Source organism: Bacillus sp. EU55 (assembly GCF_038005925.1).
Classification (GTDB): Bacteria; Bacillota; Bacilli; order Bacillales; family Bacillaceae; genus Bacillus; species Bacillus velezensis.
This window is the reverse complement of the sequence record NZ_JBBOUE010000001.1, coordinates 2,294,811-2,311,225: the sequence shown is the minus strand read 5'-3', so window position 1 is coordinate 2,311,225 and position 16,415 is coordinate 2,294,811. Positions and strand designations below refer to the sequence as shown.

The 16,415-nt window shown below is 45.7% G+C and carries 18 protein-coding genes; 11 read left to right on the top strand and 7 right to left on the bottom strand.

Translation table 11 applies throughout. The annotated features are described in order from the left end of the window. Positions 1-129: 129 nt before the first annotated feature. From sucA to NYE50_RS11645, 3 genes are all read left to right on the top strand, one after another. Positions 130-2,964, top strand: a complete 2,835-nt coding sequence (gene sucA, locus NYE50_RS11655; protein WP_022553224.1) for a 2-oxoglutarate dehydrogenase E1 component — start codon at positions 130-132, stop codon at positions 2,962-2,964. 15 nt (positions 2,965-2,979) lie between these two features. Continuing rightward, positions 2,980-4,227, top strand: coding sequence for a 2-oxoglutarate dehydrogenase complex dihydrolipoyllysine-residue succinyltransferase (gene odhB / locus NYE50_RS11650; RefSeq protein ID WP_014418119.1), 1,248 nt, complete (start codon positions 2,980-2,982; stop codon positions 4,225-4,227). 73 nt (positions 4,228-4,300) lie between these two features. Beyond that, on the top strand, positions 4,301-5,047 hold the full coding sequence (locus NYE50_RS11645) for an MBL fold metallo-hydrolase (protein ID WP_159354262.1): 747 nt from the start codon (positions 4,301-4,303) through the stop codon (positions 5,045-5,047). A 30-nt stretch (positions 5,048-5,077) separates the two neighbouring features. Here the strand turns inward: NYE50_RS11645 and NYE50_RS11640 are convergent, their stop codons facing one another. Then, the gene (locus NYE50_RS11640; RefSeq protein WP_029974244.1) at positions 5,078-6,049 is read right to left on the bottom strand and encodes a bile acid:sodium symporter family transporter; all 972 of its coding nucleotides are present in this window, start codon (positions 6,047-6,049) and stop codon (positions 5,078-5,080) included. 203 nt (positions 6,050-6,252) lie between these two features. Here NYE50_RS11640 and NYE50_RS11635 point away from each other — a divergent pair, with 203 nt between their 5' ends. Then, positions 6,253-7,590 carry a sodium-dependent transporter gene (locus NYE50_RS11635; RefSeq protein WP_007407975.1) on the top strand — a complete coding sequence of 446 codons (1,338 nt, stop codon included), beginning with the start codon at positions 6,253-6,255 and terminating at the stop codon, positions 7,588-7,590. A gap of 39 nt (positions 7,591-7,629) precedes the next feature. Here the strand turns inward: NYE50_RS11635 and NYE50_RS11630 are convergent, their stop codons facing one another. The 3 genes from NYE50_RS11630 to NYE50_RS11620 form a co-directional block, all read right to left on the bottom strand. After that, complete coding sequence (locus NYE50_RS11630) at positions 7,630-8,475, bottom strand: superoxide dismutase (RefSeq protein WP_007611962.1); 846 nt, start codon at positions 8,473-8,475, stop codon at positions 7,630-7,632. Then, entirely contained in the window at positions 8,472-10,355 is a 1,884-nt protein-coding gene (locus NYE50_RS11625) for a terpene cyclase/mutase family protein (protein WP_224988108.1), read from the bottom strand. Before NYE50_RS11625 ends, NYE50_RS11630 begins: the two co-directional genes overlap by 4 nt. Before the next feature lie 95 nt (positions 10,356-10,450). Further along, positions 10,451-11,938, bottom strand: a complete 1,488-nt coding sequence (locus tag NYE50_RS11620) for an aldehyde dehydrogenase family protein (RefSeq protein ID WP_099721961.1) — start codon at positions 11,936-11,938, stop codon at positions 10,451-10,453. A 183-nt stretch (positions 11,939-12,121) separates the two neighbouring features. Between NYE50_RS11620 and NYE50_RS11615 the strand changes: the two genes are divergently transcribed. The 3 genes from NYE50_RS11615 (at position 12,122) to NYE50_RS11605 (ending at position 13,169) form a co-directional block, all read left to right on the top strand. Further along, complete coding sequence (locus NYE50_RS11615) at positions 12,122-12,325, top strand: DUF6501 family protein (RefSeq protein ID WP_029974235.1); 204 nt, start codon at positions 12,122-12,124, stop codon at positions 12,323-12,325. A 65-nt stretch (positions 12,326-12,390) separates the two neighbouring features. After that, entirely contained in the window at positions 12,391-12,531 is a 141-nt protein-coding gene (locus NYE50_RS11610) for a DUF4025 domain-containing protein (RefSeq protein ID WP_003153781.1), read from the top strand. Between the two features lie 293 nt (positions 12,532-12,824). After that, positions 12,825-13,169, top strand: coding sequence for a PH domain-containing protein (locus NYE50_RS11605; RefSeq protein WP_003153783.1), 345 nt, complete (start codon positions 12,825-12,827; stop codon positions 13,167-13,169). Positions 13,170-13,213: 44 nt separating this feature from the next. Here NYE50_RS11605 and NYE50_RS11600 read toward each other — a convergent pair whose 3' ends face one another. After that, positions 13,214-13,447 (bottom strand): hypothetical protein, encoded by a 234-nt coding sequence (locus NYE50_RS11600; RefSeq protein WP_224988110.1) that lies wholly within the window; start codon positions 13,445-13,447, stop codon positions 13,214-13,216. Further along, complete coding sequence (locus tag NYE50_RS11595) at positions 13,444-13,716, bottom strand: hypothetical protein (protein WP_014418114.1); 273 nt, start codon at positions 13,714-13,716, stop codon at positions 13,444-13,446. Before NYE50_RS11595 ends, NYE50_RS11600 begins: the two co-directional genes overlap by 4 nt. A gap of 71 nt (positions 13,717-13,787) precedes the next feature. On the opposite strand from NYE50_RS11595, the gene NYE50_RS11590 reads away from it, so the two are divergent. Continuing rightward, positions 13,788-14,270 (top strand): Hsp20/alpha crystallin family protein, encoded by a 483-nt coding sequence (locus NYE50_RS11590; protein ID WP_038461505.1) that lies wholly within the window; start codon positions 13,788-13,790, stop codon positions 14,268-14,270. On the opposite strand, the gene NYE50_RS11585 is transcribed toward NYE50_RS11590, so the two are convergent. Beyond that, positions 14,257-14,490 carry a hypothetical protein gene (locus NYE50_RS11585; RefSeq protein ID WP_061862281.1) on the bottom strand — a complete coding sequence of 78 codons (234 nt, stop codon included), beginning with the start codon at positions 14,488-14,490 and terminating at the stop codon, positions 14,257-14,259. The genes NYE50_RS11590 and NYE50_RS11585 overlap by 14 nt on opposite strands. 90 nt (positions 14,491-14,580) lie before the next feature. Here NYE50_RS11585 and gerPC point away from each other — a divergent pair, with 90 nt between their 5' ends. From gerPC to NYE50_RS11570, 3 genes are all read left to right on the top strand, one after another. Continuing rightward, positions 14,581-14,961, top strand: coding sequence for a spore germination protein GerPC (gerPC, locus tag NYE50_RS11580; protein ID WP_014418112.1), 381 nt, complete (start codon positions 14,581-14,583; stop codon positions 14,959-14,961). Positions 14,962-15,043: 82 nt separating this feature from the next. After that, positions 15,044-15,535: a TraR/DksA family transcriptional regulator gene (locus NYE50_RS11575; protein ID WP_017417961.1), complete on the top strand. Its 492-nt coding sequence runs from the start codon at positions 15,044-15,046 to the stop codon at positions 15,533-15,535. Between the two features lie 144 nt (positions 15,536-15,679). After that, entirely contained in the window at positions 15,680-16,306 is a 627-nt protein-coding gene (locus NYE50_RS11570; RefSeq protein WP_224988112.1) for an FMN-dependent NADH-azoreductase, read from the top strand. Positions 16,307-16,415 lie beyond the last annotated feature (109 nt).

The window sequence follows — 16,415 nt, the reverse complement described above, 5'->3', positions numbered from 1 at the left end:
TCCAAACGCAATCAGTGGTAAAATATCCTTGGAAGCGTTTTTATTACATAATTTTGGGCACAGCGTTCAAAAGTTATTTCAAGATAGTGAATTGATCACTTGATTATCTAGGTTGGGGGTAATATTCAAATGTTTCAAAATAATATGAAACAAAGAATGAATTGGGAAGATTTTTACGGACCGAACCTCGGCTACGCACTGGAGCTGTACGACCAATATGCTGAAGATCCAGACAGCATTGATCCGGATCTGAAAGACATGTTTGACGAACTCGGCGCTCCGCCAAGCCAAATAAAAGAGGCATCGGGAACAAAGGAACAGGGACGCGTCACCGCAGATCTGATTCAAAAGATCGCAGCAGCAGTTAAACTTGCAGAAGATATTCGAACCTATGGCCATCTGAACGCTTCCGTCAATCCGCTCAGAAAGGATCCGAAAAAGAGCGAGCTCTTTCCGTTATCCGAGTACGGGCTTACAGAAGAAGAAATGAAAGCAATACCCGCGTCTGTCATCTGTAAAGACGCACCTGCCAATATAACAAACGGCTTAGAAGCCATCCAGCATTTACGCAATACCTATAAAAGAACCATCTCCTTCGAGTTTGACCATGTGCATGATTTCGAAGAGCGCGCATGGATTACAAAAATGGTCGAATCCGGAGAACTGTTCCGGAAAAATTCACCGGAAAAACTGTCAGCCGTTTTAGAAAGACTGACGGAAGTAGAAGGATTTGAACAATTTTTACACCGGACATTCGTCGGTCAGAAGCGTTTCTCAATTGAGGGATTAGACGCGCTTGTGCCGGTTCTTGACGACATTATCGCCCAGTCTGTGAAAGCGGGCACAACCAATGTCAATATCGGGATGGCGCACAGAGGCCGTTTAAATGTGCTTGCGCATGTGCTCGGCAAACCGTATGAGATTATTTTCTCGGAATTCCAGCACGCGCCGAATAAAGACCTTGTGCCGTCTGAAGGATCGACCGGCATCAGCTACGGCTGGACGGGCGATGTAAAATATCACCTCGGTGCAGACAGACAGCTTCAGGATGCTGAAACCAAAAGCGCGCGGATTACGCTTGCAAATAACCCGAGCCACTTGGAATTCATCAATCCGATTGTGGAAGGAAGCACGCGGGCGGCACAGGAAACAAGAACGCAAAAGGGGTACCCGGTTCAAGACGAAACAAAATCGCTCGCCATTTTAATTCACGGTGACGCAGCGTTTCCGGGAGAAGGCATTGTCGCCGAGACGCTGAACTTAAGCTCTCTGAAAGGCTATCAGGTCGGCGGGGCCATTCATATCATCGCCAATAATATGATCGGCTTTACAACAGAAAGCGATGAATCACGGTCCACGAAATATGCCAGTGATTTGGCGAAGGGCTACGAAATCCCGATCGTTCACGTCAACGCGGATGATCCGGAAGCATGCCTGTCAGCCGTTAAATTTGCGGTTGAATACCGGAAGCGGTTCAATAAAGATTTCTTAATCGATTTAATCGGGTACAGACGGTACGGCCACAATGAAATGGATGAGCCGTCAACGACACAGCCGATGCTGTATGACGCCGTCAGAAAACACCCGACTGTCAAGCGGATCTTTGCGGAAAAACTCGTAAGTGAAGGACTGATCAGCGAGGAAAAAGCGCAAAACATCGAAACGGCAGTGACAAAACGTATTGAAGACGCCTATAAAAAGGTGCCCGCCAAAAAAGAAGACGCCGTACGGGAAATTGAATTGCCGGAACCGGTGTCCAACGGTTTTCCAGACGTTGACACAGCCATTGATTTTGATGTTCTCCGCAAGCTGAACGGCGAACTTATCAACTGGCCGGAATCTTTTAACGTGTTCGGCAAGCTGAAAAGAATCCTGGAAAGACGTGCAAAAGCGTTTGATGATGACCGTAAAGTTGAATGGTCATTGGCTGAATCGCTTGCGTTTGCTTCCATTTTGAAAGACGGCACGCCGATCCGGCTGACCGGACAGGATTCAGAGCGCGGAACGTTCGCTCAAAGAAACCTTGTGCTGCATGACAGCGAAACAGGAGAAGAATTTGTTGCCCTCCATCACTTAGACGACTGCGCTGCTTCATTTACGGTGCATAACAGCCCGCTCTCTGAAGGATCGGTTCTCGGCTTTGAATATGGATACAACGTGTATTCGCCTGAAACGCTTGTGATGTGGGAGGCGCAGTACGGGGACTTTGCCAATGCGGCTCAAGTCTATTTTGATCAATTCATATCTGCAGGACGGGCAAAATGGGGACAAAAATCAGGCCTGGTCATGCTGCTGCCTCACGGTTACGAAGGGCAGGGCCCTGAACACTCCAGCGGCCGCGTCGAGCGGTTCCTGCAGCTGGCGGCGGAAAACAACTGGACGGTGGCCAACCTGACAAGTGCGGCTCAGTATTTCCACATTTTAAGAAGACAAGCGAAAATGCTGCTTCGTGAGGAAATCCGCCCGCTTGTGATCATGACGCCAAAGAGCCTGCTGCGTAACCCGAATACGGTATCTGAAGTGCAGGAACTGAGCGAAAGCCGATTCAAGCCTGTCTATGAGCAGTCCGGACTTTCCCATGCTTACGAAAAAGTGACTCGCGTCGTATTATCAAGCGGAAAAGTGTCAATTGATATCAGCGATCACTTCAACAAAATGGAAGGCGATAAGGATTGGCTTCATATTGCCAGAATCGAACAGCTGTATCCGTTCCCGGCAAAAGATACGAAGGAGCTTTTCGCCAAACTGCCGAACCTGCAAGAGATCGTTTGGGTTCAGGAAGAGCCGCAGAACATGGGGGCATGGAGTTATATCAGCCCGTATCTGACGGAAATCGCGCCAAAAGGAGTAAATGTCCAATACATCGGCCGAAGAAGACGATCCAGTCCCGCAGAAGGAGATCCGACAGTCCACAAAAAAGAACAGGAACGCATTGTATCTGATAGCTTGACTCGCAAAAACTAAGGGGGAAATGAAAAAATGGCGGAAATTAAGGTACCTGAATTAGCAGAATCAATCTCAGAAGGAACGATAGCCCAATGGTTAAAGCAGCCCGGTGATTATGTAGAACAGGGTGAGTACTTGCTTGAACTGGAGACGGACAAAGTAAATGTTGAATTGACAGCAGAAGAATCGGGTGTTCTAAAAGAGGTATTGAAAGATTCGGGTGATACCGTCCAAGTAGGAGAAATTATCGGTACCATTACAGAAGGCGCTGGCGAAAGTTCTGCACCCGCCCCTTCAGAAAGTGCTCCAGCCAATGAACAAACGAAAGAGGAAGCAAAAGCTGAACCTGCTGCACAAGAAGTCAGCCAGGAAGCACAATCAGAAGCGAAATCCAGAACGATAGCGTCTCCGGCTGCACGCAAGCTGGCAAGGGAAAAAGGGATTGATCTATCACAAATTCCGACGGGGGACCCGCTCGGCCGCGTGCGCAAACAAGATGTGGAAGCTTATGAAAAACCGGCTTCAAAACCTGCGGCACAGCCGAAACAGCAGGCTCAAAAAACACAGCAAAGCTTTGACAAACCTGTCGAAGTGCAAAAAATGTCCCGCCGCAGACAGACGATCGCGAAACGATTGGTTGAAGTGCAGCAGACTTCTGCGATGCTGACTACATTTAACGAAGTTGACATGACGGCCGTTATGAATCTAAGAAAACGCCGTAAAGACCAATTCCTTGAGCAAAACGATGTAAAACTCGGTTTCATGTCGTTCTTTACAAAAGCCGTCGTGGCTGCATTGAAAAAATTCCCGCTCCTTAACGCTGAAATTCAAGGCGATGAGCTGATCGTGAAAAAATTCTATGACATCGGTATCGCTGTCGCGGCTGAAGAAGGGCTTGTCGTCCCAGTCGTGCGTGACGCTGACCGCCTGACGTTTGCCGGCATTGAAAGAGAGATCGGCGAACTTGCGAAAAAAGCGCGAAACAATAAATTAACATTAGGTGAGCTGCAAGGAGGCTCCTTCACGATCACAAACGGAGGTACATTCGGATCGCTTATGTCAACACCAATCCTAAACAGCCCTCAGGTTGGGATCTTAGGTATGCACAAAATTCAGCTGCGCCCAGTAGCGATTGATGCGGAGCGCTCTGAAAACCGTCCGATGATGTACATCGCTTTATCATATGATCACAGAATTGTAGATGGTAAAGAAGCGGTCGGATTCCTTGTCACCATTAAAAACCTGCTTGAAGATCCGGAACAGCTGTTGCTGGAAGGATAATTTGAGACAGACAAAAAGTACACTGCCCTTACAAGCAGTGTACTTTTTTTATTGAGAGAAGGGGAGAATTTATATGAAAAGCTGTTATCCGCTTGAGATCGAATTTGAATATAATGAAGAATTGCATTCTATCACTCCGGTTCTTCTGCAAGACGAACATGACACGATATTAATAGACTGCGGATATCCCGGTTTTACAAACCATCTTCAACATGCTGCCGCCCGGCATGGAATGTCGCTTCATTCATTGACAAAAATTATTGTAACGCATCACGACATAGACCATATCGGCTCACTCGCTGCATTATACCGTTTGCATCCGGATGTCAGCGTGACAGCACATGAGCGTGAAGCGCCGTATATTGATGGCTCTAAAAAATCTTTACGGCTTGAGCAGGCTGAATCAACGTTTTGTTCATTGCCAGAGGATGCAAAGCCTTATGCAAAACAGTTCATCCGCTCGCTTCAATCAGTCGAATCGGCTCCAGTTCACCGGACAGTTACTGACGGCGAGCTGCTGCCTTGGTGCGGAGGCATTCGCGTTGTAGCCACGCCGGGTCATACACCCGGCCATATCAGTCTTTATCTGCCTGCCGAAAAAACTATGGTTACAGGTGATGCGGTCGTCATTGAAGACGGAAAGCTGAACCTTGCTAATCCTAGCTATACGTTACATATGGATGATGCGGTCCGTTCTGTGCGGCGGCTGCTCGATTACGATATCCGCCAATTGATTTGTTATCATGGAGGTCTATTTCAGGGGGATGTGAAAAAAGCGCTTTTGCGTCTGGTTCGTGATCTGCAGAATAAAAAAGGATAGGAGCGGCCAGCCTATCCTATCCTTGTTCAGTTATGAAAACGGAATCTTTGCCGTTTCTTCTTCTTCGGTGCTGTTTTTCTCTTTTTTCTTAGACCAGTAGGTGGCAAGAACAGACCCCGACAGATTGTGCCATATGCTGAAAATTGCGCTCGGCACGGCTGACAAAGGGGAGAAATGCGCTGTCGCAAGCGCTGCACCCAGTCCGGAGTTTTGCATTCCGACTTCGATCGCAATCGCTTTTTGTGAAGTATAATCCATTTTGAACAGCTTTGCAGTCAGGAATCCTAACAAATATCCGATTCCGTTATGTAAGATGACCACAGACACAATCAGCAGTCCTGATTGAAGCAGATGCTCACGATTTACGCTGACGACAGAGGATACAATCGCTACGATGCCGATTACCGACACGAGAGGAAGCGCGTGCACGGCTTGTCCGACCTGTTTTTTGAAGAACAGCTTCACAATCACCCCGAGGACGATCGGCAAAAGCACGGCTTGCATTATGGAAACAAACAGTGAGCCGAAAGAAACGGGGAGCCACTCTTTCGCAAACAGCATAATAAGTGCCGGCGTTACAATAGGAGCAAGCAATGTTGAGATCGTGGTGACCGCAACAGAAAGCGCCGTATTGCCTTTCGCCAAAAATGTCATGACGTTTGATGCCGTACCGCCCGGACAGCATCCGACCAGAATGACGCCCGCGGCGATTTCTGCGGGGAGGCGGAGCCCGATTGATAAACAGAAAGCCGTAAGCGGCATAATCGTAAACTGGGCAGCGACTCCGATCACGACATGCCAAGGCTTTCTGATTAATTCTTTAAAATCGTCTGCTTGAAGAGTAAGCCCCATCCCAAACATAATAATACCAAGGAAAATCGTCATATAAGAACTGATCCAAGAAAACAAATCAGGGCAGGCGAATCCTAAACCGGCAAAGACGATAACCCACAAGCCAAAGGTTTGGCCCGCAAACCCGCTTATTTTTTTCAGCCATTCCATAAACACAGCTCCTTTTACATTCAATCAATCAGTCAGAAAATATGACTGACTTTTCTGTATTCCATTATAAATAATTTTCTGAATAATTCAATATTTAATATAAGTTTTCAATAAAATTATTATGTAAACTAACATCTTCTTGACTATTCAGACATATATTCTTACAATTGATTTTTATACTGAAATGAATTGGGAGTGCTGAAGTGAAAGAAGCTAATCAATGGTCATCTAAGCTGGGATTTATTTTAGCTACGGCCGGCTCTGCAATCGGGCTCGGCGCAATATGGAAGTTCCCTTACGTAGCGGGAACCAGCGGAGGCGGCGCTTTTCTGCTTGTTTTTATTTTATTTACTGTTTTAATCGGACTGCCGCTTTTGCTTGCTGAATTTATTATCGGCAGAAAAACACAAAAAAATGCCGTTGAATCCTATAAGGCGCTCGCGCCGGGGAAAAAGTGGCACTGGATCGGATATCTCGGAATCATTACGTGTTTTATTCTATTATCCTTCTACAGCGTAGTGGGGGGATGGATATTAATCTACATTATAAAAGGCTTTACAGGCGGCTTATCGCTTTCTTCGGGATTTGATACGTTATTTATCGATACCATTTCAAACCCTTATGCAGCCGTTTTCGGCCAGCTGCTGTTTATCGTGCTGACGATTTTAGTTGTGGCAAAAGGGGTGAGCAGCGGCATCGAAAAGGTAAGCCAGGTGCTGATGCCGGCTCTGTTTATTCTGTTTATTCTTTTAATGATCCGCTCCGTTACGCTGCATGATGCAGCGAAGGGATTAAAATTCTTCTTCATGCCTGATTTTGGCGCGATGGATGCCAATACCATTTTATATGCGATGGGACAATCATTTTTCTCGTTAAGCGTCGGAGTGTCCGTAATGGTTACATACAGCGCATATTTAGAAAAAGAAGAAAATATTGTTCAATCCGCCGTATCGGTGACGGTATTAAATGTCCTTGTTGCTGTGATGGCGGGAGTGGCGATTTTTCCGGCGGTGTTTGCATTCGGCCTCAAGCCGGATCAAGGCCCGCAGCTTTTATTTAACGTGCTGCCGACTGTCTTTAACCAAATGCCGTTGGGCATCGTGTTTTTACTCGCCTTTTTGCTGCTGTTTTTATTTGCGACGCTGACATCGGCTTTTTCAATGCTTGAAATTTTAGTTGCTGTTTTGTCAAAAGGCGATTCGGCAAAACGGAAGCGGTATGCATGGATCGGGGGACTTGCTATATTTATTGTCGGGGTCCCTTCGGCGCTGTCGTACGGAATTTTGAGTGATGTTTCTATTTTTCACCGCAGTATTTTTGACGCTGCGGATTTTCTGGTCAGCAATGTCTTAATGCCGCTGGGCGCGCTTTTAATTGCCGTTTTCGTACCGCTGAAAATTCCGAAACAGATGTTGTTTGACGAACTGAAAAGCGGTTCCGGTATAAAACGAAAATGGTTTGCAGTCTGGCTCCTATTAATCCGTTATGTGGCTCCTGTAGCCATTATTATCGTTTTTCTGCACGTGCTTGGTATTTTTTAAACCAAAAGAAGCACGCCCCCGTTCAAGACGGGGGCTTTTTTAATAAAGCGGCCATATCACGCGGTGCGCTTGCTCGAACCGTTTCTCCGCCTCCCGCCAATCAACGACATTCCACCATTGATCCACGTAAGCCGCGCGGTCGTTTTTATATTGTAAATAATAAGCGTGTTCCCACACATCCAGCGGAAGCAAAGGAATGACGTCCCACTGGCTGTAGAGCTGATGCTTCTCAGCGGCCAAAATCTCCAGCCGCCCGGCGCGCGGCGCCCAGACTAGGATAGCCCAGCCGACTCCTTCGACTTTTTTCGCCGCTTGAGAAAATTGCTCTTTAAAAGCGGAATAGCTTCCGAATGACACATCAATCATTTGAAAGAGTGCACCCGTCGGCCGTCTTTTTCCGTTTGGATTCATCGAAAACCAGAAAATACTGTGCAAATAATGGCCCGCGCCGTGAAACGCCAATTGCCGCTCCCAATGTGCCACTAAGTCGTACTGTTTCGTCTGTCTCGCTTTTTTGAGCTCCAGTTCTGCTTTATTCAGACCGTCAACATAGCTCTGATGGTGTTTGGTATGGTGGAGTTTCATAATCTCTCTTGAAATATACGGTTCCAGTGCGGAATAACTGTAAGGCAGTTTAGGGAGGACATGCTTGCCGATCGGCACATAGGCTCTGCGCTCATCCGGCTCTTCGGGTTCAGTAATGTCCCGGTAAAGTGCTGATGCCTGTTCGTACCATTCCGCCTCCGTTAATCCATCATCCTGAAGGGTGTGAAAAATCCGGTCGATTTGTGCCGCGAAGCGATCGAACCGACCTTGTTGAATGACTTGTTCCTTCAAGGTTTCACACCAATTCAGCATCTCGGTTTGATAAGCGTGCCGTTTCATTTTTCTTCCTCCTTTTCACTCATTTTCATAAAAGTGCTGAGCGCAAGCAAAGAAAACACATACGGGTAGCTGTGATATCTGATGTAAAACTGTTTCGGCAGGCCGATTCCAGTCGGATAGCTGAAAGCGGCTCCTTCGTAATGCCGGTTTTCAATAAGAAAAGATATGCCTTTTGTGACGGCTTGATGATGAGGTTTTTCGTATTGCAGCAAAGCTTCGGCCGCCCAAGCCGTCTGTATAAGCGTCCCGTAAGAAAGCGGAACATAGGTTTTCTCTTCTGCACTTTTACAGGATTCCCCCCAGCTTCCGTCCTCGTTTTGAATGGACTTCAGCCAGCGGATCGCTTTTTTTACGGCCGGGTGGTTTTGGCTCACACCGCAAGCCTTCATCCCTGTCAGCGCCGCCCATGTGCCGTAAATATAGCAGACACCCCATCTGCCGTACCACGATCCGTCCTCTTCTTGATGGCGGATCAGCCATTGGACGGCTTTTTCAATCTGAGGGTGATCAGAAGAAAGCCCCGCTTCTCCTAAACAGTGCAGCACCCGTCCGGTTAAGTCGCTTGTTGAAGGATCGATGGCAGCTTCCTCAGCCGATTCCAGCGGCAGCAGGCGGACCAGCGGATGATTGACATTTTTCTCAAAAGCAGAGAAGCCGCCGTCACTGTTTTGCATGGACAAAAGCCAGCTCAGTCCGCGTTCCCATGAGGCGGGATAACGTTTTCGCGGAATGGCTTTGAGCACTGCGGCTGTGTCATCACAATCAGGATTATTTGTATTGATGTTTGAAAAACCCCATCCTCCCGGTTCAGCATGCGGGTTGTGAACGGCCCAATCAGCGACTTTCGTCTGCTGCCGTTCACGCAGAAACCGGGCGGCGCTGGTTATCATCTGATCGTTATCTGGGATGCCGCTTTTCATAAGCGCATAGCTGAGAAGCGCCGTATCCCAAACGGTCGACGTTGAATTTTCCAGGTACGGTATATTGCCGCAAGACGTGAGCAAAGCTTTCGTGCCGGCAAGCGCTTTTTTAATAACGGGGGAGTGGCGCGATACACCGAGAGCGAGCAGGCCGTACACCATAAAAATAGTGGCGCTCGCATAGCTGTATAATGTGCCGTCTTCTTCAATCCGGTGAAGCATATATGTTTTGGCCGTACGCAGACCGAGCTGGTGAAAAGCGGCAGGAATCTGCAAAAGCCGCTTCCAGTGCGCGAAAAGAGAAGAGAGGTCTCTGTTCTCATCCTGATCGGAACGAAGCCATGTAAACGGATTTTTAGTCATATGCCGATCTAAATGCGCGAGAGACGGAACGTTGGGATTTTTCAGCGAAAATCTTTTGTTAAGTGTCACGGCCATCGGTACAAAATGAATACGGGCGTATGTACTGAACTGGTAAAAATGCAGCGGGAAGGATGGGGGAATGACTAAGAAAGATAATGGCAGATGCAGCGCGGGCCATGGATAAAGGCCGTTTGCCGCAAGCATCCACTTTGTCATGAAGTGTACGTTGCGCAAGCCGCCATTTGAGATGATAAAGCGTTCGGCCTGAATCATATGCGCCTCAGAACGGCTATATAAACCGGAAGCCAGCAAGCCGGCATAGCCCTGTACAGTGGCGGTCACATTTCCTTTCCGGTCATCAGGATAGTTGGCAAAAGTTCCGTCCGGGCGCTGTTTAGCGCGAATGCCTTCTGCAAGCTCAGCGATCAGTTCTTTATCATTGTCTCCAAGAGAAGTGAGGAGGAGGATCAGAAAGGCGTTTGTCAAAATCGGTCCTTCAAAACAAAATGACCATGAGCCGTCCGCATTTTGCGTTTCTCTTAATAGGGAGATGGTTTTCTTTTGGCGGCTTCTGACGTTTTCATGAATTGTGCTCACACTCGCTCAACTCCTTCAGAAGCATATATATTCATATGTAAAAGGCGGCATGACAAAAGAAAGAAACTGCTGACAGGCAGCAGTTTCTTGTTTGATTAATCTTCCAGATTGATCCAGACGCTTTTCACTTCTGTATAATTATCCAGAGCGTAAGAGCCCATTTCCCGCCCGAGGCCGGATTGCTTATAGCCGCCGAAAGGAGATGCCGCATCGAAAACATTGTAGCAGTTGACCCAAACGGTGCCGGCTTGGAGACGGTCAGCAATGTAATGGGCGTTTTTCACATTCTCAGTCCAAAGTCCGGCTGCAAGGCCGTATTCCGAGCGGTTCGCCCGCTCAATCACTTCATCTACCGTATCATACGGAATGGCGGCTAAAACCGGGCCGAAAATTTCTTCTTTTGCGATGGTCATGCTGTCATCCACATCCGCAAATACAGTCGGGGAGACAAAATACCCTTCTTCAAACGGGCAGCTGCCGCCCGCGACAGCTTTGGCTCCTTCCGCTTTTCCTTTTTCAATATATGAAAGCACGCGCTCATGCTGTTCCTTACTGACGAGCGGGCCGATTTGTGTATCCTGGTGAAGGCCGGCGCCTTGCTGAAGCGATTTCGCATATGAAACCATTTCGCTGACGACCTCATCATATTTGTCTTTGTGAATGAAGACACGGGAGCCTGCACAGCATACCTGCCCCTGATTAAACATGACCCCGTTTAAAGCGCCGGGAATGGCTTTCTTCAAATTGGCGTCAGGCAAAATGATGTTAGGTGACTTTCCGCCAAGCTCCAGTGTCACGCGTTTAATTTTTTTTGCGGCTTTTTCCATGATTTTTTTGCCGATTTGTGTAGAACCGGTAAAAGCGAGTTTATCGACATCGTCATGGTTGGTCAGCGCTTCCCCGGCCGTTTCGCCGAACCCTGGGACAATATTGATGACGCCGTCAGGGAAGCCCGCCTGATCTATTAATTCCGCTAAATAGAGGGCAGTCAGCGGTGTCTGCTCCGCCGGTTTCAAAACGATTGTGCAGCCTGTGGCAAGGGCGGCGCCCATTTTCCACATCGCCATAAGGAGCGGGAAGTTCCAAGGGATGATCTGCCCCACGACGCCGACAGGCTCATGGCGGGTGTAATTAAAATATGAGCCGGCGACCGGAATCGTTTGTCCGGTTATCTTTGTAGACCACCCGGCATAATAACGCATATGCTCAATTGCGAGCGGGATATCCCCATTCGTCGTTTCATTAATCGGTTTTCCATTATCAAGTGTTTCAAGCTGCGCGAGTTCCGTTTTGTGCTCTTCCATTAAATCGGCAAGCTTATACATCAGCCTGCTTCTGGAAGCGGCCGGCATAGTGCGCCATTCGCCGTGATCAAAGGCTTTGCGTGCCGCTTTCACTGCACTGTCAATGTCTTCTGACTGTGCCTCGTAAAGCGTCATCAGCGTTTCCCCGGTTGCCGGATTCGGTGTGACAAATGTTGATCCTGAAGCGCTCGGAACAAATTTTCCGTCAATATAAAGCTTCTTCGTGCCCTGTAAAAATGTTTCCAGCCTTTTTGTGATCTGCATCGTTAAAGAACTCATTCGTAACAAACCTCCCGAAATTTTTTTATGGTCTGTTTTGAGCATCTTGATGTCCGCGCAAAGTAAGCGCATACAGTCATTCTATAATAACACCTCCGGTAAAATCAATCGATAACCGTTATTGCAATTCACAAGAAAAAACGGCTACAATAAGCTTATCGATTAAGAAAAGGAGTTTTATAAATGATTCATAATAATTGGCAGACAAAAGAAAGCGTCAAAAAGGTCAAATGCGTACATACAGATGCGAAAAAATACATTGTCAAAAATGTGCTGACGCCGGGTAAAGAGTATAAAGTCAAAAATGAAACAGAAGAATTCATTTTTGTTGTAGACAATACAAACAAAGTCGGAGGCTTCTACAAAGAGTATTTTGAAGAAGTTTAAAGCTGAATGAATTTATTTTGCCTGAGCCATACTAAAAAAGACTACATATAAAGGGTGGCTGCAAAATGAAAAAAACAGAGCAAGACAAACAAAATAAAACATCAGATCAGCTTCAGCAAGTGCAACCTGAAGAAGGCACCGACACGACGATGGAACAAATTTCAGATACCTATAAAGAAGGAACAATTGAAGATACGGATCGTTGATGTTTTGTTGAAACCGCGGCATTGGAGAAGCCGCGGTTTTTTATGGCGAAAATAAAAAACTGACTTTTCGAAAAAAATACCGTTTTCTTGAAACCTTTTCTTTCGCTGAACCGTACTACTTCATAACAGCGGCACCTTTCGCGAAGGGCTTTTTTGATGAACGTTCTAAAAATGTAATCTGTTCGTAATGGTTTAAATGCCGTCTATGTCGTATTCTTATATAGGGATAAAGAACTTATTTTTTTATGATTGTAATAAAACAATAGTATAGAAGCAGAAAGTGGGGTTCTTCATTGGGAATTTTTTCTGTCAGCAGATCAACCGACACAAAAAAGCTGGAGGCTTTGCTCGTTGAGGGAGAACGGATCGAAACGATTTATAAACTGCGGGTTGACCAAATATGCTTTACGAATAAACGAGTGATTTTCTTTGATAATAAAATGTTCTCCAAAAAGAAAGTGCGCGTATTTCTTCCATATAAAACAATTGAAAGCTTCGCCATTCAAGAAGCGGGGATGTTTGATCCCGATACCGGGCTTGTATTAATGACAAGAGGAAAAACTTTCGAATTGGAATTTGCAAAAGAAACGGACTTGACTGAGGTTCAAGCCATCTTAACAAAATACTTATGCAGTTAAATATCACATAAAAGCCATCCGAATGCATGCGGATGGCCTTTTTATTATATAATGCTTGTTTTTCCGGAGTTCGAATCAATGAGATCCGGATCAGCAATAGAACTGATGGGGATATAAATCGGCGCCAAATCACCATTTTCTTCACCGAATCCGTAGTTGATCTTATTGGATAAAAAATAATCGATTTGCTGATACGGGCCGATCGTAATGGAAGAACCGCGGTCGACTGCATTTACTTTCAAGCCTCCTACATTTACCAAAACCGGCGAAAACATCATAATGGGCCTCCTTTTCCGGCAGGGATTTTATCGCATGCAGACTCAAAGGCAGATGGAGAATCAATTTGATCCCGGTCATCCACTTTGCCGTTCGTGCCGATGAAGCCGCTTGCATCTCCGAAGTTCTGTCCGTATCCCTGATTCTTTTTATCAGAATTCTGCCATTCCGCCAGTAAATTTTGTCCGACATTCACCGCTGAAGCATTTTCAAAGGAATTAATTTTCAACATGAAAATATTAATATTGATATATGGAGTTGGTTGAACCACAGGCAAACCTCCTTTAATACAGGTGTATGCCGGCTGTTATGACCGTATGCTTAGACAGGGGGGCGATAAAAATGGATTTCGATAAGATGAAGCAATGGATGGAAATGGCGCAAAACATGTCCGGCGGCGACTTTTGGAAAAACGTTTTTGATGATGAACAACTGAAATCATTTCAAAACGGCCATTCTCATTTTCCCTTTCAACAGGGAGATGGGCAAATGAGAAGAAATGAGGATGTTTTTCCTCTTATAGATATTGTGGAAACCCATGATGAGCTCCAATTTTTGCTGTATCTGCCCGGCTACCGGAAACAAGATGTTCAGCTGCTGTCCTACGGAGAATATATCGTCGTAAAAGGCACGAGAAAATCCTTTTTTAATGAACAGGATTTTAAACAGAAGACCGGAAAATACGGCGATTTTGAAAAAAAACTCGACCTTCCGCATTCCGCTCAGGGAACGAAGGGAATGCAGGCGGTATTCAAAGACGGGATTTTATATATATCGATTGCTAAACATCTGGGGGATGCAAGCCAGATCATTATCGAAGGCTGATCTTGTTTGCTGTGCCATCTATCAGATCTGAATCATCGATACTCATGATAGGGATGACGACAACGGTGCAATCACCGTTTTGTTCACCGTACCCTTCATTTCTTTTATTGGCTGCTGTGTTTCTCACCATAACGGAAGAGCCGGTGTTAAAAGCTGCTCCGCCGCTGATTCCGTTCATTTTTATATACTCAAAGTTGATAAAGGATGGAAAAAACATCATGATTCGCCTCCTTTTTGTATATCATGTTTATATTCGCAATGCGGGACGCATAGAACTTTCCAAGAGTGACGGGGAAAGAAGTGATTTTCTTTGAAAAAAATAATGAAAGAGATTTTCAAAAAAGTGTGTGAAGAAGAATTAGACCGGCTTAAGAAAGTGGAACAACAGCTTGATGAGCTTCAGGATAAGTGTCATTTTGAGCCGCAAACGGTTGAAGGGGAAAAAACATATGTCCATATTGAGCATGTCAAAGTGGACAAGGTTGAATACAATATTGATTTTGAAAAGCTGAGTATAGAAGAGCTGAGCGGTATGCTGAATATCGGCGCCACTTACCATACACCGGTGCACAGGCTCAAACAAGCCTGCGCTGAAGAATGTCGGGACAACCCGCAAAATGATGCTGCGAAAGAAAAAAGCCAGACAAAGCAGCAGACACCCAATGTCACCATCAGGGGGAGAAAGCATTGACCCCGTTGTTTCATCCTCCTTTTTCGAGGGTATGTATTAACAGATGCAGCGAAGAATACAGACGAAAAAGGAGATGATGAATATGTCATTATCAAAAGAACAGCAGGACAGCCTTTATCATAAATTAATCGATTTAAAGGAAAGTCTTCAGGGAGAATCAAAAGAAAATCATTCAATGAGCGAAGACACAGGAGAACTGTCGAACGGAGTAGATAATCACTTAGCTGATCACGGAAGCATTTATTTGGACAGGGTCACGAATCAGACGCTGGACGGTGTCGATCAGAATCTTTTAGATGAGGTGCACGCCGCGCTTGAACGAATGGATAAAGGAACATACGGGATTTGCGAGAAAACGGGAAAAGAAATTCCTTATGAAAGACTTGAAGCTGTGCCGTACGCCAGAATGACCGTCGAAGCGCAGCGAGAAACAGAAGGGGATGTGAAAACAGACGCTCCGTCATATGAAAGGGAATTTCACGAGCAGGTGAAAGACCTCTCAAATAAAGAAACCGTTGATCAAAAAAGCTCACAAACTTACGAAATCCTGGATCGCGAGCAGGATTCACAATAATAGCAGCAGGTACATTCATATGTACCTGTTTTTTTATTCCATAAAAAATCTCAGAATCGAAATAAAATCATTGACTTTATATAAAAAAGAAAGTAACATACTATTTGTAAGTAAATATTAAAAGATTACCGGGAGGAATTTAGAATGTCTCAAGTATTATTTGTAAAATCAAGTGACCGTACGGCTGAAGAAGGCGTATCCGTAAAATTATACGAAGCGTTTCTGGCTGCTTATAAAGAAAGCAATCCGAATGATGAAGTGATCGAACTTGATCTTCATAAAGAAAACCTTCCTTACCTCGGAAGAGATATGATTAACGGAACATTCAAAGCTTCAAAAGGAATTGAAATGACAGACGAAGAGAAAAAACAAGCGTCAACTGCTGACATTTACTTAAATCAATTCGTCAAAGCTGACAAAGTCGTGTTTGCATTCCCGCTTTGGAACTTCACAGTGCCTGCTGTGCTTCATACTTATGTTGATTACCTGTCTCGCGCAGGAGTTACTTTCACATACACGCCTGAAGGACCAAAAGGTCTGATGGGAGATAAAAAAGTAGCGCTCTTAAACGCACGCGGCGGCGTATATTCTGAAGGACCGATGGCATCTCTTGAAATGTCATTAAACTTCATGAAAACCGTTCTCGGTTTCTGGGGTGTCCAAGATCTTCACACTGTTGTCGTTGAAGGCCATAATGCTGCACCGGATAACGCTCAAGCGATCATTGAAAAAGGACTGCAAGAAGCGAAAGATCTGGCTGCAAAATTCTAATTTCCATTAACTCTTGCGCCCATACAGGGTGTGAGAGTTTTTTATATTATAGAAGAAACTGGCGGCAGCTTTCGATCAGATCTTATATTGATATATTGATGTTTTGTCG